This is a genomic window from Brevundimonas staleyi (assembly GCF_041893865.1).
In the GTDB taxonomy this organism is placed as follows: domain Bacteria; phylum Pseudomonadota; class Alphaproteobacteria; order Caulobacterales; family Caulobacteraceae; genus Brevundimonas; species Brevundimonas staleyi.
In genome coordinates this window covers 3,766,773-3,783,465 of the sequence record NZ_CP169082.1, presented here as the reverse complement: position 1 = coordinate 3,783,465, position 16,693 = coordinate 3,766,773, and the positions used below count along the sequence as shown (strand labels likewise).

24 protein-coding genes are annotated in these 16,693 nt (G+C 68.2%); 5 read left to right on the top strand and 19 right to left on the bottom strand.

Going from position 1 to position 16,693, the window contains the following annotated elements; all coding sequences use genetic code 11:
- Window positions 1–5: 5 nt before the first annotated feature.
- Window positions 6–593, top strand: a complete 588-nt coding sequence (locus ACETK8_RS19000) for a GNAT family N-acetyltransferase (RefSeq protein WP_374037387.1) — start codon at window positions 6–8, stop codon at window positions 591–593.
- A gap of 37 nt (window positions 594–630) precedes the next feature.
- A complete protein-coding gene (locus tag ACETK8_RS18995; protein WP_374039435.1) occupies window positions 631–2,277 on the top strand; it encodes a putative bifunctional diguanylate cyclase/phosphodiesterase in 1,647 nt (548 codons plus the stop codon).
- Between the two features lie 3 nt (window positions 2,278–2,280).
- Here the strand turns inward: ACETK8_RS18995 and ACETK8_RS18990 are convergent, their stop codons facing one another.
- The 3 genes from ACETK8_RS18990 to ACETK8_RS18980 are packed head-to-tail and all read right to left on the bottom strand — an operon-like array spanning window position 2,281 to window position 3,375.
- Window positions 2,281–2,508 carry a DUF2283 domain-containing protein gene (locus ACETK8_RS18990; protein WP_374037386.1) on the bottom strand — a complete coding sequence of 76 codons (228 nt, stop codon included), beginning with the start codon at window positions 2,506–2,508 and terminating at the stop codon, window positions 2,281–2,283.
- Window positions 2,489–2,758: a DUF4258 domain-containing protein gene (locus ACETK8_RS18985; protein WP_374037385.1), complete on the bottom strand. Its 270-nt coding sequence runs from the start codon at window positions 2,756–2,758 to the stop codon at window positions 2,489–2,491. Before ACETK8_RS18985 ends, ACETK8_RS18990 begins: the two co-directional genes overlap by 20 nt.
- Before the next feature lie 47 nt (window positions 2,759–2,805).
- Entirely contained in the window at window positions 2,806–3,375 is a 570-nt protein-coding gene (locus tag ACETK8_RS18980) for a YqgE/AlgH family protein (protein WP_374037384.1), read from the bottom strand.
- Window positions 3,376–3,510: 135 nt separating this feature from the next.
- Between ACETK8_RS18980 and ACETK8_RS18975 the strand changes: the two genes are divergently transcribed.
- The gene (locus ACETK8_RS18975; RefSeq protein WP_374037383.1) at window positions 3,511–3,996 is read left to right on the top strand and encodes a peroxiredoxin; all 486 of its coding nucleotides are present in this window, start codon (window positions 3,511–3,513) and stop codon (window positions 3,994–3,996) included.
- A 51-nt stretch (window positions 3,997–4,047) separates the two neighbouring features.
- Window positions 4,048–4,506: a very short patch repair endonuclease gene (locus ACETK8_RS18970; protein WP_374037382.1), complete on the top strand. Its 459-nt coding sequence runs from the start codon at window positions 4,048–4,050 to the stop codon at window positions 4,504–4,506.
- On the opposite strand, the gene ACETK8_RS18965 is transcribed toward ACETK8_RS18970, so the two are convergent.
- The 5 genes from ACETK8_RS18965 to ACETK8_RS18945 all read right to left on the bottom strand — a co-directional run bounded on the left by ACETK8_RS18965 (window position 4,449) and on the right by ACETK8_RS18945 (window position 9,074).
- Window positions 4,449–6,383 carry an ATP-binding protein gene (locus ACETK8_RS18965; RefSeq protein WP_374037381.1) on the bottom strand — a complete coding sequence of 645 codons (1,935 nt, stop codon included), beginning with the start codon at window positions 6,381–6,383 and terminating at the stop codon, window positions 4,449–4,451. The two genes, ACETK8_RS18970 and ACETK8_RS18965, sit on opposite strands and share 58 nt — an antisense overlap.
- 71 nt (window positions 6,384–6,454) lie before the next feature.
- The gene (locus tag ACETK8_RS18960) at window positions 6,455–7,486 is read right to left on the bottom strand and encodes a quinone-dependent dihydroorotate dehydrogenase (protein WP_374037380.1); all 1,032 of its coding nucleotides are present in this window, start codon (window positions 7,484–7,486) and stop codon (window positions 6,455–6,457) included.
- Window positions 7,486–7,803, bottom strand: a complete 318-nt coding sequence (locus ACETK8_RS18955) for a DUF952 domain-containing protein (protein WP_374037379.1) — start codon at window positions 7,801–7,803, stop codon at window positions 7,486–7,488. Before ACETK8_RS18955 ends, ACETK8_RS18960 begins: the two co-directional genes overlap by 1 nt.
- Window positions 7,803–8,315 (bottom strand): SixA phosphatase family protein, encoded by a 513-nt coding sequence (locus tag ACETK8_RS18950; RefSeq protein WP_374037378.1) that lies wholly within the window; start codon window positions 8,313–8,315, stop codon window positions 7,803–7,805. The genes ACETK8_RS18955 and ACETK8_RS18950 overlap by 1 nt, the downstream gene beginning before the upstream one ends.
- Window positions 8,316–8,324: 9 nt before the next feature.
- The gene (locus ACETK8_RS18945) at window positions 8,325–9,074 is read right to left on the bottom strand and encodes a class I SAM-dependent methyltransferase (RefSeq protein ID WP_374037377.1); all 750 of its coding nucleotides are present in this window, start codon (window positions 9,072–9,074) and stop codon (window positions 8,325–8,327) included.
- Window positions 9,075–9,121: 47 nt separating this feature from the next.
- Between ACETK8_RS18945 and gloB the strand changes: the two genes are divergently transcribed.
- Window positions 9,122–9,844 (top strand): hydroxyacylglutathione hydrolase, encoded by a 723-nt coding sequence (gene gloB / locus ACETK8_RS18940; protein ID WP_374037376.1) that lies wholly within the window; start codon window positions 9,122–9,124, stop codon window positions 9,842–9,844.
- 9 nt (window positions 9,845–9,853) lie between these two features.
- On the opposite strand, the gene ACETK8_RS18935 is transcribed toward gloB, so the two are convergent.
- From ACETK8_RS18935 to ACETK8_RS18885, 11 genes are all read right to left on the bottom strand, one after another.
- On the bottom strand, window positions 9,854–10,582 hold the full coding sequence (locus ACETK8_RS18935; RefSeq protein WP_374037375.1) for a DUF4908 domain-containing protein: 729 nt from the start codon (window positions 10,580–10,582) through the stop codon (window positions 9,854–9,856).
- A gap of 100 nt (window positions 10,583–10,682) precedes the next feature.
- Window positions 10,683–11,408, bottom strand: a complete 726-nt coding sequence (gene phbB / locus ACETK8_RS18930; protein ID WP_374037374.1) for an acetoacetyl-CoA reductase — start codon at window positions 11,406–11,408, stop codon at window positions 10,683–10,685.
- A gap of 114 nt (window positions 11,409–11,522) precedes the next feature.
- Entirely contained in the window at window positions 11,523–12,137 is a 615-nt protein-coding gene (locus ACETK8_RS18925; RefSeq protein ID WP_374037373.1) for a malonic semialdehyde reductase, read from the bottom strand.
- Window positions 12,138–12,256: 119 nt separating this feature from the next.
- On the bottom strand, window positions 12,257–13,006 hold the full coding sequence (locus ACETK8_RS18920; RefSeq protein WP_374037372.1) for a DUF72 domain-containing protein: 750 nt from the start codon (window positions 13,004–13,006) through the stop codon (window positions 12,257–12,259).
- Complete coding sequence (locus tag ACETK8_RS18915; RefSeq protein ID WP_374037371.1) at window positions 13,003–13,287, bottom strand: type II toxin-antitoxin system RelE/ParE family toxin; 285 nt, start codon at window positions 13,285–13,287, stop codon at window positions 13,003–13,005. Before ACETK8_RS18915 ends, ACETK8_RS18920 begins: the two co-directional genes overlap by 4 nt.
- Before the next feature lie 21 nt (window positions 13,288–13,308).
- Window positions 13,309–13,569 (bottom strand): type II toxin-antitoxin system ParD family antitoxin, encoded by a 261-nt coding sequence (locus ACETK8_RS18910; protein ID WP_374037370.1) that lies wholly within the window; start codon window positions 13,567–13,569, stop codon window positions 13,309–13,311.
- A gap of 31 nt (window positions 13,570–13,600) precedes the next feature.
- Window positions 13,601–14,344: a tRNA pseudouridine(38-40) synthase TruA gene (gene truA / locus ACETK8_RS18905; protein ID WP_374037369.1), complete on the bottom strand. Its 744-nt coding sequence runs from the start codon at window positions 14,342–14,344 to the stop codon at window positions 13,601–13,603.
- Complete coding sequence (gene fmt / locus ACETK8_RS18900; RefSeq protein ID WP_374037368.1) at window positions 14,344–15,270, bottom strand: methionyl-tRNA formyltransferase; 927 nt, start codon at window positions 15,268–15,270, stop codon at window positions 14,344–14,346. Before fmt ends, truA begins: the two co-directional genes overlap by 1 nt.
- 27 nt (window positions 15,271–15,297) lie before the next feature.
- Complete coding sequence (locus ACETK8_RS18895; protein ID WP_374037367.1) at window positions 15,298–15,516, bottom strand: hypothetical protein; 219 nt, start codon at window positions 15,514–15,516, stop codon at window positions 15,298–15,300.
- Window positions 15,516–16,079, bottom strand: coding sequence for a peptide deformylase (gene def / locus ACETK8_RS18890; protein ID WP_374037366.1), 564 nt, complete (start codon window positions 16,077–16,079; stop codon window positions 15,516–15,518). The genes ACETK8_RS18895 and def overlap by 1 nt, the downstream gene beginning before the upstream one ends.
- A gap of 230 nt (window positions 16,080–16,309) precedes the next feature.
- Complete coding sequence (locus ACETK8_RS18885) at window positions 16,310–16,648, bottom strand: acyl-CoA thioesterase (protein WP_374039434.1); 339 nt, start codon at window positions 16,646–16,648, stop codon at window positions 16,310–16,312.
- Window positions 16,649–16,693: the final 45 nt, after the last annotated feature.

The window sequence follows — 16,693 nt, the reverse complement described above, 5'->3', positions numbered from 1 at the left end:
ATCCCATGGCCCTCCTCGACTGGATGACGGATGCGACCGGGCCCGTGGTCGAGGGGCAGGGGGTGCTGTTGCGGCCGCCGCGCACGGGTGATTACGCCGCCTGGGCCGAGCTGCGGGAGCTGTCGCGCGACTATCTGCAGCCGTGGGAGCCGTCCTGGCCCGACGACGACCTGACCAAGGCGGCCTATCGGCGGCGTCTGGGCGTCTATGCGCGGGAGATGGAGCTGGGTCACGCCTGGCCGTTCTTCGTCTTCGACGCGCGGGGAAAGACCCTGATGGGCGCCATCACCCTGTCGAACGTGCGTCGCGGCGTCGCGGAGACGGGGACGCTGGGATACTGGGTCGGGCAGCCGTTCGCGGGGCGCGGGGTGGCGACGGCGGCGGTGAAGGCCATGGCGGGCTTCGCCTTCCGATCCGCCCGTCTGCATCGGCTGGAGGCGTCCTGCCTGCCGACCAACGCCGCATCGCGTCGCGTGCTGGAGAAATCCGGCTTCGTGAAGGAGGGCGAGGCGCGGGCTTATCTTAAAATTAACGGCGTGTGGGCAGATCATCTGCTGTTCGGCCTCGTGTCGGACGACGTCGCCGTGTCCTGAAGGAACGCCTGCACCCGTGACCCCGCGACCCCGCACCATGACCTGGGACGCGACCACGGCCATCGAGGCGTTGGCCGCCGCCGATTCCGCCCTGTGGATCTGGACGCCGGGCGAGGACACCATCCGCTTCACCGGGGCCACCCGGTCGCTGGGCCTGGGGCCGCTGGCGCCGGAATGTTCGGGGGCCGCCTTCATCGCGCTTGCCCTGCCGCAGGACCGGTCGCTGGCCGAACGCATCCTGAAACCCGCCGCCGAGGGGACCGAGGTTGCGGTGCGTCTGCGCATGCGCGGATCCGAGACCTGCCTGTGGCGCGGGGTGTGGCTGGAGGATGGGCTGCGCGCCGCCGGCATGGTGGCGCTGGAGATCAAGATCGCGGGTTCGGACAAGGACCCCCTGACGGGCCTGCTGGATCGCAAGAGCTTCCTCGGCCGCGCCGCCGAGACCCTGACCACGCCCGGCGAATACGACATGGTCGTGGCCGACGTGGACCGTCTGCGCCGCCTGAACGAGGCCCTGGGCCACGAGCGCACCGATATGGTGATCTCGGCGCTGGGTTCGCGCATGGCCGCCGCCTTCTCCTTCGACGCCAACCCGGCCCGGATCGGCGAGGACGAGTTCGCGGTCGTTGTGCCGCGCGGGGCGGGCAACGCCGCCGACCGGCTGAGGGACGCGCTGGAGCAGCCTCTGCGGGTCGCGGGCTTCGACATCTATCCGACCGTCTCGATCGGCTCTGTGACCTTCGAGGGCGGGCCGGACGCGCCGGATTCGGCCGAACTGCTGCGCCGGGTCGAACTGGCCGTCTGCGCCGCCAAGAAGGTCGGGCGCGGGGGGACCGCCGCCTACGGCCGGGCGATGGAGTCCGACAGCCTGAGCCGACTGGCGCTGGAGGCGGATCTGAGGAACGCCTTCGTGCGCGGCGAGATCGAACCCTTCTTCCAGCCGATCGTGAACCTGAACACCGGCGCCGTGGCCGGGTTCGAGGCCCTGGCCCGCTGGCGTCACCCCAAGCGCGGTCTGGTGCCGCCGGACGAGTTCCTGGGCCTGACCGACGAGATGGGCCTGATGAACGATCTGGGCCTGATGATGATGACCCAGTCGGCGCGTCAGCTGGCGGAGTGGCTGCAGCGCCACCCTTCGGCCGGCAAGCTGTTCTGCAGCGTCAACCTGTCGGTCGGCGAGATCGAGCGGCCGAACCTGATCGAGGACGTGGCGCGGGTGATCCAGGAGACCGGCCTGCCGCGCGGCGCGCTGAAGCTGGAGGTCACCGAGGGCGACATCATGCGCGACACGGCGTCGGCCGCCGTGATCCTGCAGAAGCTGAAGGATGTGGGGGCGTCGCTGGCGCTGGACGATTTCGGCACGGGCTTCTCGTCGCTGTCGTATCTGGCGCGCCTGCCGTTCGATACGCTGAAGATCGACCGCTATTTCGTTCTGACGATGGACAAGGACGAGGGCTCGGCGAAGATCGTGAAGTCGGTCGTCAACCTGGGGCGCGACCTGAACCTGGAGGTGGTGGCCGAGGGGGTGGAGAACGCCAGCCTGGCCGCCCTCCTGCTCGACGCCAGCTGCCACTACGGCCAGGGCTTCGGCTATGCGCCCGCACTGCCCGCGCAGAAGGCCGAGGTCTATCTGAACGAAAGCCTGTCGGACGGCGTCGCGCCGCTGAAGGCGCGGTCGGGCTGAGACCTACTCGGCGGCGTGGGCCTGGTCGTCGGCGCCGGGAAGGGGCCAGTTCTTCCAGTCGCCGGGAGCCAGCGTTTTCGACGCATTGAGGATTTCGATGCCGACCACGCGGTCGTCCGCGTCGTAGTCCAGCACCATGTTCGGGGCCACTTCTTCGCTTTCGACGATCACCGCCTCGCCCAGCACCATGTAGGCGGCGTCGGCGTCCGGATCATAGGTGTTTGGCCGCATGGCGTTTGCGTGCTCCACGGTCGAAGAAGGCGCTTATAACAAAGAACTCCCGTTCCGTCTCTCGGACGGCGACGCGCAGCACCCTGGCGTCATGTTCGGGGATGACGGCGAACCGCCGCTCGACCGTGGGATCGGTCGGGTCGTTCTCGATCCAGTCGGGTTGGCGGACACATCGTTCGACCCAGGTCGACCAGAGCCGACGCTGCGCGATCTTGAAGGGCGCTTGCGGGGCGAAGACGATGGGCTTCATGCCCGAAGAAGATCAGGTCTGAGCTGATTTCTCAACTCATGGGTGTGTCAGGCCCGGCCCGACTGCCCCGATAGCATGGCCGCATCGACGCCGAGACCGGCGAGCGCCCGCGTCCATTTGGTGTCGAAATCGGTGTCGAACAGAAGCTCGATGTCCGCCTCGGCCGTCAGCCAGACGTTGTCGCCCAACTCTTCTTCCAGCTGACCGTCGCCCCAGCCGGCGTAGCCGAGCATGAGCGTCGACCGGCGCGGCCCCGTGGCCGGATCGGTCATGGCGGTCAGGGCCTCGCGCGTGCCGGTCAGGGCGAGGCCGGCACCGAAGGGCGTGGAGGCAGCGTCGATCATCCAGTCGTCGGTGTGGAGCACGAAGCCGCGTTCCTTCTCGACCGGGCCGCCGACCATGACGGGGCGACCGCTGGCCTGTTCGGGAGCGTCGAGCGAGAGCTTGGTCAGGACAGCCTTCAGATCGACGCCGGGCGCGGGGCGGTCGATGCGGACGCCCATAGCGTGGTCCGGCTCGTGCGCGCAGACCAGGATGACGGCGTGTTCGAAACGCGGGTCGTCGATGCCGGGCATGGCCACCAGCAGCCGACCCGTGAGGGATTGGAAGTCGTCCATGGCTGAATGATCGGTGCGACGGGGCCTTTCCGCAAGGCGCTGCCGATCACGATCACGCTTGGCGGCGGCCCTGGGTGCGCCTATCTGACCGAGGTCGGCGCAGCGCGCCCAACCCAGACCTCTTCGGAGCCTTCCATGACGATCCAGATCGGCGACCGCATTCCCTCGGCAACCCTGTCGCAGGGCACGCCGGAAGGCCCCAAGCCCGTCAACACCGATGAGTTCTTCGCGGGCAAGACCGTCGCCCTGTTCGCCGTGCCCGGCGCCTTCACCCCGACCTGCTCGGCGCGCCACCTGCCGGGCTATGTCGACAACAAGGCCGAGCTGAAGGCCAAGGGCGTGGACGTCATCGCCTGCGTTTCGGTCAACGACGCCTTCGTGATGAACGCCTGGGCCGAGAGCCAGGGCCTGACGGCCGATGATGTGGTCATGCTGGCCGATGGCAACGGCGACTTCACCCGGACCGTGGGTCTGGTGCTGGACGGCAAGGGCTTCGGCCTGGGCGAGCGTTCGCAGCGTTATTCGATGCTGGTCGTGGACGGCGTCGTGAAGGAGCTGAACATCGAACAGGGCGGCGAGTTCAAGGTGTCCTCGGCCGAGCATCTGCTGGCTCAACTCTAAGAGCGCTACCGCTCGCCGCGCGGCGGCTCGCTGCTTGAGCGCGAGGTGTTGATGAGCACAGACATCTTCACGCCCGAGAAGCGCAGCGCCGTCATGCGTCGGGTGAAGGGGCGGGACACCTCGCCCGAGATCGCCGTGCGCAGGATCCTGCGCGCGGCGGGGATCGGTTATCGGCTGGGCGGCTCAGGCCTGCCTGGCCGACCCGATATTGTGATGAAGGGACGGCGGACCGTCATCTTCGTCCACGGCTGTTTCTGGCACGGGCACGACTGTGCGCGGGGCTCCAGAAAGCCCAAGGCCAACGCCGACTACTGGACCGCCAAACTGACCAGGAATGTCGCCAGAGATCGTCAAACGGTCGCCAAGCTGACCAATGACGGCTGGCGCGTCGTCACGGTCTGGGAATGCGATCTGAAATCGCCGGATGTGGCGGACAGACTGGTCGCCGAGTTTCAGGCGGCGACGGTCTCGGCTTCGTCTTCCTCGGAGGCCTCACCGGCCAGGACGTGATTGAGCGCGCCAAGAAGGGCGGCGGGCGTCAGGGGCTTGGACACGAAATAGGTCATGCCGGCGGCCATGCAGGCGGCGATGTCGTCGGGCGACGTGTCGGCGGTGACGGCAATGACCGGGATCCCGGCGTTGGGGCCTCCGCCGGCCCGCAGGCGACGCGTGGTCTCACGGCCGTCCAGCTCCGGCATCCGCACGTCCATGAAGATGACGTCGAAGGCCTTGGTCTCGCACTGGGCCAGGGCCAGGAGGCCGTCGGCGGCGGTCGAGATATCGCAGCCCAAGGGGGCCAGGATCAGCTCCACCGCGCGGCGATTGATGTCGTGGTCGTCGACGACGAGGACACGCAGGGGACGGTCGCCGTCCTCCTCGATCTCGGCGGTGTCTTCGATCGGCGTCTCGACGATTTCGGGTTCGGGCTCGGCGACGACGACCGGCTCGGCCTCGATGACCGGCGGCGTCGGGGCGGCGCGCTGGGCCAGGGCGCGGGGCGCCAGGCTGCGGACGATGTCGCCCCGGCTTTCGTCGTTGAAGCCGGCGGGGGCGGCGACCACGGTCTCGCCGCGCGGCAGCATCAGGGAGACGGTGAAGGCCGCGCCCTCGCCCGGATGGCTGCGGGCGGTCAGGCGGCCGCCCATCAGCTCGACCAGGTCGCGCGAGATGCTGAGGCCCAGACCCGTGCCGCCGTGGCGAGCGCTGACGCCCTCTGCTGTCTGGTCGAAGGGGGTGAAGAGGCGGGCCAACTGCTCGGGCGTCATGCCGGGGCCGGTGTCGACGACCTCGATCAGGAGGGCGTAGTTCGACGGCTCCTCGACCCAGGCCGAGAGGCGCAGGGTGACCGATCCCTCGGTCGTGAACTTCATCGCGTTGGAGACGAGATTGTTCAGCACCTGACGCAGGCGCATCGGGTCGCCCTTGACCGCGCTCGGGATGCTGGACGCGCCCTCGACGCGCAGGCTCAGACCCTTGGCGCGGGCCTCGCCCTGCCAGAACATCAGGGTCTGGGCGATCAGACCGCGCAGGTTGAAGTCGACGGTCTCGACCTGCATGCGGCCGGCCTCGAGCTTGGAGTGATCCAGCAGATCGTCCAGCAGGGCCTTCATCATGATCCCGGCGTCGGTGATCAGGGCGGCCTGGGCGCGGGCGGCGCCGTCGGTCGCGCCGCGTTCCAGCTCGGCCGCGCCGGTCAGGATGGCGCTGATCGGGGTGCGCAGGTCGTGGCCGACCGTGGCCAGGAAGGTCTGCTGGCCGGCCATGGCGCGCTCGACCTGGGCGCGGCGACGGTCGGCCTCCAGACGGGCGGCGCTTTCGGCGTCGGCGGCCTGGTTCATGCGCTGCCAGGTGGACAGGCAGTAGATGCCGAAGACCACGAAGGAGACGGCCACGGCGGTCACGAAGGAGGGCGAGGCGCCGTACCATAGCATCCAGACGGGGGTCGCCGCCATATAGAGGAAGTGGGGCGCGATGGTGATCGCCAGCACCTGGCGCGAACGGGGCGAGTTGATGACGCCGTAGATGGCGCCGGATGCGGCCAGGATGGCGGCGCAGACCCCGCCCATGGGGCCGCCGGTCAGCCACAGCGGGATCGACAGGCTGCCGAAGGCGGCGGCGTTCAGGAACAGCATGGCCATGCCGGCGACGGACCGCATCGGCCCCATCCGCTCGGTCTTGCCGCTGTTGATCGGGGCGAAGACCCAGAGATCGACGAGCTGGACCACGAAATAGCAGGCCATCCAGCCGGCGCTGAAGGTCCAGCCGAACAGGGGGCTGAAGACCATGGCGGTGGCGGCGCCCATGGCCAGGCGCTGCAACAGGGCTTTACGGCGACGGCGGACCGCCGCGGCCCAGGTCGGCGGCGTGATCGTACTGGCCTCCGACATTCTGCCCCCGACAAAGCGCGCGGTCTTCGCCACGCATCGGGGAACCATGGCAGACGCGCCCTAACGCTCCGTCAACGCGAGGCGGAAACGGCTTCGCTTATGCTGGTGAAGCCCTCGGCGCGAAGGCGGGCGGCGAGGTCGCGCTTGATGCGGCCGACCAGGCCCGGCCCCTCGTAGATCAGGGCGGAATAGACCTGGACGGCGTTTGCGCCCGCCCGGATGCGGTCCCAGGCGTCCTGGCCCGAGCCGATGCCGCCGACGCCGATCAGGGGCAAGCGACCTTCTGACGCAGCCGCCGCGTCCTTCAGGGCGGCCAGGGCCTTGCCGGTGAGCGGAGCGCCGCTGAGGCCGCCGGTCTCGGCGCGATCGCGGGACGTCAGGCTGTCGGGACGGTCCAGCGTGGTGTTGGAGACGATCAGGGCGTCGATGCGGTGGGCCAGGGCCGCCTCGACGATCATGGCGATCTCGGCCGAGGTCAGGTCCGGCGCGATCTTGAGGAAGACGGGAGCCGGGGTGGTGCGGGCCTCATTGATACGACCCAGCAGGTCGTCCAGTTGCTCGCGGCCCTGCAGGGCACGGAGGCCTGGGGTGTTGGGCGAGGAGATGTTGATGGTGAAATAGTCGCTGAGCCCGGCGAGGCGTTTGAGACCAGCCACGTAGTCTGCGGCCTTGTCCTCGGTATCCTTGTTGGCGCCGAGGTTGGCGCCGACGACGGCGTTCGGGCGGCGGGACAGGTTGTCGGCGAAGGCTTCGAGCCCCGCATTGTTGAAGCCCATCCGGTTGATGATGGCGCGGTCTTCGGACAGGCGGAACAGGCGGGGTTTCGGGTTGCCGGGCTGGGGCTTCGGCGTGACCGAGCCGCATTCGACGAAGCCGAAGCCGAGGCGGGAAAGGCCGTGCAGGGCCTCGCCGTTCTTGTCGAGACCGGCGGCGAGACCGACCGGGTTGGGCAGGTCGAGAGCCGCGACCTGGGTCCGCAGGATCGGATCGTCGGCGGGGGCGCCCGGCAGGGGCGCGGTCTTCAGGGCCGTGATGGCCAGGCCGTGGGCCGTCTCCGGGTCGAGGTTGCGAAGGATCGCGGCGCCGAGATCGGGGAGGGGCATCAGGCGGGAACCGTGAACGGTCTGGCCTCGGTTACCGCCCGAACCGGCAGGTCGCCGTAGATGTGCGGGAACAGGGCGCCGCCGCGCGAGGGCTCCCAGACGATGGTGTCTTCCAGCGCCGTCAGGTCGACGGTGAGCAGCATCAGGTTCTCGCGCCCGGCGTAGTGTTTGCGGGCGGTCTCATCCAACTGGGCGGCGGTCGAGAGGTGGATGTAGCCGTCGGCCAGATCGACGGCCGATCCGGCATAGGCGCCCTCGGCCACGGCCTGACGCCACTCGGCGGCGTCGATGATCTTGAAGGCGGTGGTGTCGGTCATCAGTCCTCGGCTCCGCCGCCGAAGGCCTTGGGCGTGAAGAAGCCGTCGTAGGCGCAGCGGCCGGCCACATCGACCTCGAAGATGGCGGCCGCGCCGGTCGGGAAGCCGCCGGCCATCCGGTCGAGAATGGACGGCGAGGCGGCGCTCTCGGTCAGGTATTCCATCGCAAGTAGTTGGACGCCCGGATTGTGGGCTACGACCAGCAGGCAGCCGGTGGAGTCTTCCAGATCCTCCACCAGCCGGCGGATGGTGTCGGTGGAGGCGTCGTAAAGCTTCGGCTCGATACGGACTTCGACGTCGCCGAAGGCCTCGTGCATCGTCTCCCAGGTCTGGTGCGTACGGGTCGCGGAGGAGACGAGGGCGAGGTCGGGGCGCAGCCCCTTCTCGGCCAGGACACGGCCCATGATGATGGAGTCGTCGTATCCCCGCTGCGTCAGGGCGCGGTCGCGGTCGAGGCCGCTTTCGGCCGTCCGCTCGGTCTTGGCGTGGCGCATCAGGATCAGGCGGTGCATGGCCGCCGCTTAGCCGGGTTCGGCGTCTCTATCCAGTGTGCGCGTGACCGGCTGGGGCTGGAGGCCGGGATTTTCGGCACGGACGCGCTGGGTCGCGCCGGACGGGCGGATGCGGGCATAGGCCTGACGCGTGGCCTCCAGAAGGATGACCCCGGCGGCGCCCGGCATGACGCGGCGGCCGATCTGTTCGAAGCCGTCGGCCATGGCCAGAAGCGGCGTCCACGGCGGGACATAGAGGGTCTGGGACCAGGCCGTGGGCTCGAGACCCGCCGCCCGGACCAGCCGCTCCAGTTGGCCTCGGGTGAAGGGGCGGCCGTGGCCGAAGGGGGTGTTTTCGGACCGCGCCCACATCCCGCCCCGGGCGGCGGCGGCCAGGATGATGCGGCCGGCGGGGGCCAGGGCCCGCACGGCCTCGGTCAGCAACAGGGTGGGATCGTCCGCCTCCTCCAGCGCATGGACCAGAAGGACGCGGTCGAACGAGCCGGCCGGGAAGGGCAGGCGTTTGTCGTCCACCAGAAGGGTGCGGTTGCGACCGACCGTGGGCCAGGTCTCGACCCCCTGTCCGGAGGGCATGGCGGCGATGACGCGGCGTGCGCCGACGAAGGCGTCCAGCCAGGGCGTTGGGTAGCCGATCCCGAGGACGTCACAGCCGGGGGCCTCGCCCCATGCGTCCTCCAGACGTTTGGCCAGGAGCCGACGCACCAGGGCGCCGGTCGGCTCGCCGTAGAAGGATCGCAGGTCTTCGATGGCGCGACGCATGGTCCTGACTATATGGCGATCAGGCCCCGCCCACCAAGGACGACGAAATGCCCCTGACCGTTCATCTGTTTCCGGCGCGGACCGACAACTACGCCTTTCTGGCGCGAGACGAGGCGACAGGTACGGTCGCGGCAATCGACACGCCGGACGCCCAGGTGATCCTGGATGCGGTGCAGTCCCTGGGCTGGGGCAGGCTGGACCGGATCATCAACACTCATTGGCACCCCGACCACACCGAGGGGAACGCCCGGCTTAAGGCCGAGACCGGTTGCGACATCTGGGGGCCGGAAGAGGTGCGGAAGGTCGCGCCGCTGGACCGGGTGGTCGAGGAGGGCGACATCGTCATGCTCGGCCAGACGGCCCTGCATGTGACGGCGACGCCCGGCCATACGCTGGGGCATGTGGTGTTCCGCTCGCCCAAGGACGCCATCGCCTTCACCGGCGACACCCTGTTCCCGCTGGGCTGCGGGCGGCTGTTCGAGGGCACGCCGGAGCAGATGTGGGACAGCCTCAGCCGGCTGCTGACCTGGCCGGACGAGACGGTGCTGTACGGCGCGCACGAATACACGGCGGCCAACGCCCGCTTCACCCTGAGCGTCGACGACCGACCCGAGGTCCGGGCCCATGCCGAGGCGATCTTCGCGGCCCGCGAGCGGGGCGAACCGACCGTGCCGACGACGATGAAGATCGAACGAGCGCTGAACCCCTTCCTGACGGCGGGTAGCGCGGAAGAGTTCGCGCGACGCCGGGCGGCGAAGGACAGTTTCTAGAGGCCGAGCCTATTCGCGCGGGGCGACGGCGCGGATGATGCTGGACGACGACGGCCGCCCGGCCTGGCCCTGACGCGGATCGACCACGATCCGCAGGTCGCCGCGCGAGAAGGTGGCCGAACTGCGCGTGCCCTCGACCAGGGTGATGCTGCGCAGGCCCGAGATGCTCTCGCGGAAGGTCGGGGTGCGGGACATGCGGATGACCGCCTCGGTGGTCACGATCAGGGCGTCCACCATCAGGGCCTCGGACTCTTCGCCCGACAGGTTGATGACGATCAGACGGCCCAGCGCCTGACTGACCAGGCTTCCGCGCTGGTTCATCAGGGTGAAGAGGCGAATCGGTCCGAGCGTCGGCAGTTCCAGCGCCGGCCCCTGACCCACGCGCGAGGCCGGCGAGCCGTTCGGCGCCCGGCTGGTATAGAGGGTCAGGCCGCCGTCGGGCGTGACGCGCAGGATCTGGGCCCCCGCGTCGTTTCGATAGATGACGTCACCGCGCGGGGCGGGGGTCGAGCGCAGGACCCAGGTCTCTTCCCGCCGCTCGAAGCGGAACAGGGGCCGGATTCCACGACCGTCGAAGATGAACCGTTCGCCCGTTTCCGAGGCGTAGAGGCCGTTGGCCGGCAGGCCGCGCTGACCGCTGTCCTCATAGGTCTGGTCCGCCTGGGCGTTGCCCCGCGTCTGGGCCAGAGAAAGGGTCGGGGCGGACAGCGCGGCCAGAACGACCATGGCGAACGCCATTGTCGCCCGGACCGGCCATGGCGCCGTCTCGTGCTTGACCCTTGAACTCATGGCGGAAAGCGTTGCGCGGGGCGCGCGGCGGATTTTGGGCGGCTCTTTGTCAGCCGACGAGGTATTGACCGCCGTTCAACGACAGGGTGCAGCCTGTGACATATCCGGCACGCTCGCCGGACAGCCAGGACACCATGTCGGCGATCTCCTCGCCCTTGCCCAGACGCCCGACGGGGATCTGGGCGACGATGCCGGCCAGGACCTTCTCGTCCATGGCGCCGACCATTTCGGTGTCGATATAGCCGGGCGCGATGCAGTTCACGGTCACGCCCTTGCGGGCGTTTTCCAGGGCCAGGGCCTTGGTGAAGCCGATCATGCCGGCCTTGGCGGCGGAATAGTTGGTCTGGCCGATCTGGCCCTTCTGGCCGTTGATCGAGGAGATGTTGACGATCCGGCCGAAGCCCCGGTCGCGCATGCCGTTGATGACCTGGCGCGTCATGTTGAAGACGCTGTCCATGTTGACCCGGATGACGTCGGACCACTGGTCCGGCCCCATCTTGTGGAAGAAGCCATCGCGGGTGATGCCGGCGTTGTTGATCAGGACGTCGATCGGCCCCAGTTCGGCCTCGACCTCGGCCACGGCGCGGGCGCAGTCGTCATAGGAGCCGACATTGCCCTTGACCACCATGACGCCCAGCTCGCGAGCCGTGGCCTCCGCCGCTTCGGTATTGCCGGAATAGCCGGCGGCGACGGCCATGCCGTCTTCCTTCAATCGCTGAACGATCGCCTTGCCGATACCGCGGGTTCCACCCGTGACGAGAGCCACTCGAGCCATGTTTCTTCCTGTTTTCCCTGACGGCCCGATCTGGCGCCGGACCTTTGTCAGGGAAATCATTAACCTGCGACGGGTTGCGCGGAAAGCCGCGTAACCTGGGTTGATCCGTCGCGGTCAGACGATGCGGGCGGCCTCGTCGAAGGTCAGGCGCGGGCTGCGCGGGAAGAGGTTCTCGTCCGAGCCGTAGCCCAGGTTGACGATGAAGTTCGGCTCGATGTCGCCCTCGGGGAAGAAGGCGGCCTTGATGCCCGCCGGGTCGAAGCCCGACATCGGACCGATGTCCAGGCCGAGCGCGCGGGCCGCCGCGATCAGATAGCCGCCCTGGAGCGAGGAGTTGCGGAAGGCGCTCTCGCGACGCGCGGCCTCGTCGCCGAACCAGTCGCGCGCGCCCGGCGCATGCGGGAACAAGTGGGCCAGGTGGTCGTGGAAATTCATGTCGTAGCCGATGATGACCGTGACCGGCGCCTGGGCGGTCTTCGCCTGATTGCCCTCGCTCATCAGTGGGATCAGCTTTTCCTTGGCCTCGGGCGAGGTCACGAAGACGAAGCGGGCCGGGGTGTTGTTCACCGCCGTCGGGCCGAATTTGGTCAGGTCATAGAGCTTGTGCAGCAACTCGGTCGGCACGGGACGATCGGTCCAGCCGTTGCGGGTGCGGGCCTCGGTGAAGACCTGGGCCAGGGCCGCGTCGTTCAGCGGCAGGTCGCGGGCGGGAACAGAGTCGAAAGCCATTGGGAAACCCCTGAAATCTAAAACTGCATCAGCAGCGATTTCTATAAAGGTCGAGCGACCTCGGGGTTCAAGGGTTTCTGTATCAAATAAAGTTGCTGATGACCGGGAGGGGCGTCGGGCTATTTCAGCGTCTCGATCAGGGCCTGAGCCGCCGCCGGGTTCCGCACCTTCGCCCCGGCGATGAAATAGGCGAAGACGTCGCCGCGCTTGGCCCAACCCTTGGTCTGCTTGGCGATGGCGTCCAGTTCGGCCGCGTTCATGCCGGTCGGTTCGTCCTCGCGGCTGGACATCAGTCGGGCGTAGGTGAAGTCGGCGGTCGGCTGATCGATCCGGGGCCAGGTGGGACTTTCGTCGTCGACGGCATAGACGATGGCGGCGCCGTATTGGGCGGCCAAATCATAGAACTGCTGGGTGTCGAAGGTCGGGCTGCGGACCTCCAGCGCGTGACGCAGGGGCACGCCGTCCTTCTCCTTGGGCAACAGCTTCAGGAAGCCCTCGAAGTCGACCGGATCGAACTTCTTGGTGGCCATGAACTGCCAGTTGATGGGGCCGAGCTTGGGGCCCAGCGCCGTCAGCCCCTGATCCAGAAACCGCTCCAGGCTCTCGTTGCCCTCAGACAGGACCTTGCGGTTGGTGCAGAAGCGGCTGGCCTTGACCGCGAAGACGAAGTCGTCGGGCGTCTCGTTCCGCCACTTCATCCAGGTGTCGATCTTGAAGCCGGAATAGTAGGTGCCGTTGATCTCGATCGAGGTCAGTTTGGAGGAGGCGTACTCCAGCTCCTTCTTCTGGCTCAGCTTCTCCGGATAGAAGACGCCGCGCCACGGCTCGAAGGTCCAGCCGCCGATGCCGACACGGATGGGATGGGTCATGGGTCGTCTCCAGACGAATGGACTGTCCAGTCCTCGTGTGCATGCCTGATGCGGATGACAACCGCGCCGTCGTCTTCCAGATCGTAGATGATCACATGCGATTTGTGGGAGAGAACACGAGCGGGCGGACTGATGTCGTCACGATGCCTCCCTATTTGCGGGAAGGCGGCTATGCGCGCGAACGATTGAGCAAAGGATGCCGCATACGCGTCTGCCTGAGCGAAGCCGAACAGTTCGGCGCTCTGCGTGTAGATGGCGCGCAGATCGGCGCGGGCGGCCAATGACAATCGGCAACGCGACACTCAGGCCGCGCGCACGCTCGCCTTGGCAAGCAGTTCTGCTCGCACTTCGGCGATGATTTCTTCGGGTGTCTGGTCGCTGATGCCGCTTGCCCGCCCTTCGTCGATCAGCCGTTGCCAATGCGCGATCTTCTCGGCCTTGATCTGTTCGCGGCGGATCAGATCGCGGACGTAGTCGCTGGAGTTCGAATAGCGACCATCGGTGGTCTGGGCCTCGACCCAGGCCTTCATCTGGGCCGGCAGGGAGATGTTCATCGTGGCCATGGGCGGATGATCCGCTTGATGGCAAACCTTGTCAATCTTCGTAGACGACGCCGGTCAGGTAGAGGCCGTCGGACGGGGCAACCTGGGCGCAGGCGGTGCGGTCGCGGGCGTCGAGCGCGGCCTTGACGTCGTCGGGCGTCCAGCGTCCGAGGCCGGTCTCGACCAGGGTTCCTGCCATGGAGCGGACCTGGCGGTGCAGGAAGGAGCGGGCCTCGAAGGCCAGATGGACCTCTTCGCCGACGCGGGTGACGCGGGCGACGTCGAGGGTCTTCACCGGGGATTTCGACTGGCAGTTCACGTCCCGGAAGGTGGTGAAGTCGTTGAGGCCGATCAGGTGGTTCGCGCCCGCCTGCATGGCCTCGACGTTCAGCGGGCGCTTCACATGCCAGACGCGGCCCTGGTCCAGCGCCGGGCGGCCGGGGCGGTTGAGGATGCGGTAGAGGTATTTGCGGCCCACGGCCGAGAAGCGGGCGTGGAAGTCGTCGGTGACCTGAACGCAGTCGAGGACGGCGACGGCCTCGCGCACCAGGTGGGCGTTCATGGCGTTCATCACCGTGGCGGCGGGCCAGTCCTTGTCGAGATCGACATGGGCCACCTGGCCGGTGGCGTGGACCCCGGTGTCGGTGCGGCCAGCGGCGGCGATGCGGACGGTCTGGCCGGAGAAGGCGTGGATAGCCGTCTCGATCGCGCCCTGAACCGTGGGCTGACCCTCCTGGGCCTGGAAGCCGTTGTAGGGGCCGCCGTCGTATTCGATGTCGAGCCGGTAGCGGGGCATCAGCCCAGGATCGTCCCTACGGGCAGGGCGAAACCGTTGAGGAAGTCGGCGGGGGATTGTTGGGCCTTGCCCTCGCGCTGGACGCGGAGCAGGCAAACCGCGCCCTCGCCGCACGCGATCAGCAGGTCGCCGCCCAGCAGTTCGCCGGGGGCGCCCGAACCCTCGCTGGAGAGGCAGGACAGTAGGGCTTTCACGCGGACGGGGCCGTCGGGGCCGGGGGCCTCGAACCAGGCGCCGGGGAAGGGCGAGAGGCCGCGGATGTGGGCGTCGATCTCGGCGGCCGGGCGGGTCCAGTCGATGCGGGCCTCGGCGGGGGTGATCTTCCTGGCATAGGTCGGTTCGCCGACCTGGGGGGTCTCGGTGACGCCGCCGCGTTCGATGGCGGCCAGGGCCCGGGTCCACAGGGTGGCGCCGACCGTGGACATGCGCTCGGACAGGCTGGCGGCCGTGTCGTCGCGCTGGATGGGCAGGATCTCGCTGAGCAGGATGTCGCCTTCGTCGAGGCCTTCCGACATCCGCATGATCTGGACGCCGGTCTGTCTGTCGCCGGCCATGATGGCGCGCTGGATCGGGGCGGCACCGCGCCAGCGGGGCAGGAGGGAGCCATGCAGGTTGAAGCAGCCCAGACGCGGCGCTTCCAGCACCGCAGGCTTCAGGATCTGGCCGTAGGCGACGACGCAGGCGGCATCGAGGTCCAGGCTGGCGAATGTATCTATGGCGTCCTGGCTCTTCATCGACTCGGGCGTGAAGACCGGCAGGCCCATGGCCTCGGCGAAGGCGTGGACGGGCGAGGGCGTCAGCTTCTGGCCGCGTCCCTTGGGCCGGGGCGGCTGGGAATAGACGGCGACGATCTCGTGCCCGGAAGCGATCAACTCCGCGAGCGACGGCACGGCGAATTCGGGGGTACCCATGAAGGCGAGGCGCATGGGGCCGCCTTTAGACGGTGGCGAGCGTTACTGCCAGCGGGTCGAGACGCCGCCGCCCTCGTCCCATTCGCCGCCTGCGTCCAGAGCGTCATCAAAGACCAGCAGACGGTCCAGAAGGACGCCCGCGATCACGCCGATGGCGGCGACGCCGACCAGGGTGGCGACCGAGCCGATGCCGATCTTCTCCGAACGGGTCAGGCGGCGACGGCCGGAGCGGTCGACGATACGGTCGCGGAAACGGGGCATCAGGCGTCTTCCCTCATACGCATGGTCTTCTTGACCTTGGTCATCGCCCGGTCGCGGCGCAGGCGCGACAGGTGATCGATGAACAGAACGCCGTTCAGGTGATCCAGTTCGTGCTGGTAGCAGACGGCGTAGAGACCCTCGATCTCCTCCTCGATCCGTTCGCCCTCGCGGTTCAGATAGGCGACGCGGACGCGAGCCGGGCGTTCGACGCTGTCGAAATACTCCGGGATCGAGAGGCAGCCTTCTTCGTAGCAGAACATCTCGTCCGAGGCCCACAGGACCTCGGGGTTGATGAAGAAGCGGGGATTGGGGACGCGGCCTTCCTCGGTCGGCTCCTCGCCCTCCGGCGCGGGGCCGTCGCCCAGGTCCATGACCACGACCCGCTTCAGCTCGCCGATCTGCACGGCGGCCAGGCCGATGCCCGGGGCGTCGTACATGGTCTCCAGCATGTCATCCATCAGCGACAGCAGGGACGCGTCGACGCCCTCCACCGGCTTTGACACCTGTTTCAGGATCGCCAGGTCGGCGGGGTTGTCGATGGTGAGGATGCGACGAATGGCCATTCGCGTCAGGTAGGCTTGGGGCGGCGGGGGGTCAAGTTTCGGGCTTCCTTCTCCCCTTGCGGGAGAAGGTGGCGGGCGCAGCCCGACGGATGAGGGGTACGAGGACGCGCATGCGATGCGTCTGACGATCCCTCATCGGCCAGATAGAGTTTCACCCCTCACCCGATCGCGCCAGAACGACGGCTGCGCCGCCGTGCGCGATCTCCCTCTCCCGCAAGGGGAGAGGGGACTTACACCTGCCCCGGCAACGGTCTCGGCTTCCGGTCCTGGTCGATGGCGACATAGGTGAAGACGCCTTCGGTCACGCGCGACACCTCGTGGGTCGAACGCGGGCGTTTCCAGGCCTCGACCTTGACGCGGATCGAGGTGCGGCCGGACTTGATGATCTGGGCGTAGAGGGAGACCTCGTCCCCGACCGAGACCGGCTGGTGAAACACCATGGCGTCGACCGCGATGGTGGCGCACCGGCCCTGGGCCAGGTCGAAGGCGGGGGTGGAACCGGCGAGGTCCATCTGGGCCAGCAACCAGCCCCCGAAGATGTCGCCTTCGGGGTTGGTGTCGGCCGGCATGGCGATGACCCGCCCGACGAGCTGGCCGTCGGGCGTTTCCGGGGA

What these genes read in the sequence shown, in the direction of transcription:
- ACETK8_RS19000 (WP_374037387.1), top strand. Translation starts at nt 6, where the DNA reads ATGGCCCTCCTCGACTGGATGACGGATGCGACCGGGCCCGTGGTCGAG.
- ACETK8_RS18995 (WP_374039435.1), top strand. Translation starts at nt 631, where the DNA reads ATGACCTGGGACGCGACCACGGCCATCGAGGCGTTGGCCGCCGCCGAT.
- ACETK8_RS18990 (WP_374037386.1), bottom strand. Translation starts at nt 2,508, where the DNA reads ATGCGGCCAAACACCTATGATCCGGACGCCGACGCCGCCTACATGGTG.
- ACETK8_RS18985 (WP_374037385.1), bottom strand. Translation starts at nt 2,758, where the DNA reads ATGAAGCCCATCGTCTTCGCCCCGCAAGCGCCCTTCAAGATCGCGCAG.
- ACETK8_RS18980 (WP_374037384.1), bottom strand. Translation starts at nt 3,375, where the DNA reads ATGGACGACTTCCAATCCCTCACGGGTCGGCTGCTGGTGGCCATGCCC.
- ACETK8_RS18975 (WP_374037383.1), top strand. Translation starts at nt 3,511, where the DNA reads ATGACGATCCAGATCGGCGACCGCATTCCCTCGGCAACCCTGTCGCAG.
- ACETK8_RS18970 (WP_374037382.1), top strand. Translation starts at nt 4,048, where the DNA reads ATGAGCACAGACATCTTCACGCCCGAGAAGCGCAGCGCCGTCATGCGT.
- ACETK8_RS18965 (WP_374037381.1), bottom strand. Translation starts at nt 6,383, where the DNA reads ATGTCGGAGGCCAGTACGATCACGCCGCCGACCTGGGCCGCGGCGGTC.
- ACETK8_RS18960 (WP_374037380.1), bottom strand. Translation starts at nt 7,486, where the DNA reads ATGCCCCTCCCCGATCTCGGCGCCGCGATCCTTCGCAACCTCGACCCG.
- ACETK8_RS18955 (WP_374037379.1), bottom strand. Translation starts at nt 7,803, where the DNA reads ATGACCGACACCACCGCCTTCAAGATCATCGACGCCGCCGAGTGGCGT.
- ACETK8_RS18950 (WP_374037378.1), bottom strand. Translation starts at nt 8,315, where the DNA reads ATGCACCGCCTGATCCTGATGCGCCACGCCAAGACCGAGCGGACGGCC.
- ACETK8_RS18945 (WP_374037377.1), bottom strand. Translation starts at nt 9,074, where the DNA reads ATGCGTCGCGCCATCGAAGACCTGCGATCCTTCTACGGCGAGCCGACC.
- gloB (WP_374037376.1), top strand. Translation starts at nt 9,122, where the DNA reads ATGCCCCTGACCGTTCATCTGTTTCCGGCGCGGACCGACAACTACGCC.
- ACETK8_RS18935 (WP_374037375.1), bottom strand. Translation starts at nt 10,582, where the DNA reads ATGGCGTTCGCCATGGTCGTTCTGGCCGCGCTGTCCGCCCCGACCCTT.
- phbB (WP_374037374.1), bottom strand. Translation starts at nt 11,408, where the DNA reads ATGGCTCGAGTGGCTCTCGTCACGGGTGGAACCCGCGGTATCGGCAAG.
- ACETK8_RS18925 (WP_374037373.1), bottom strand. Translation starts at nt 12,137, where the DNA reads ATGGCTTTCGACTCTGTTCCCGCCCGCGACCTGCCGCTGAACGACGCG.
- ACETK8_RS18920 (WP_374037372.1), bottom strand. Translation starts at nt 13,006, where the DNA reads ATGACCCATCCCATCCGTGTCGGCATCGGCGGCTGGACCTTCGAGCCG.
- ACETK8_RS18910 (WP_374037370.1), bottom strand. Translation starts at nt 13,569, where the DNA reads ATGGCCACGATGAACATCTCCCTGCCGGCCCAGATGAAGGCCTGGGTC.
- truA (WP_374037369.1), bottom strand. Translation starts at nt 14,344, where the DNA reads ATGCCCCGCTACCGGCTCGACATCGAATACGACGGCGGCCCCTACAAC.
- fmt (WP_374037368.1), bottom strand. Translation starts at nt 15,270, where the DNA reads ATGCGCCTCGCCTTCATGGGTACCCCCGAATTCGCCGTGCCGTCGCTC.
- ACETK8_RS18895 (WP_374037367.1), bottom strand. Translation starts at nt 15,516, where the DNA reads ATGCCCCGTTTCCGCGACCGTATCGTCGACCGCTCCGGCCGTCGCCGC.
- def (WP_374037366.1), bottom strand. Translation starts at nt 16,079, where the DNA reads ATGGCCATTCGTCGCATCCTCACCATCGACAACCCCGCCGACCTGGCG.
- ACETK8_RS18885 (WP_374039434.1), bottom strand. Translation starts at nt 16,648, where the DNA reads ATGCCGGCCGACACCAACCCCGAAGGCGACATCTTCGGGGGCTGGTTG.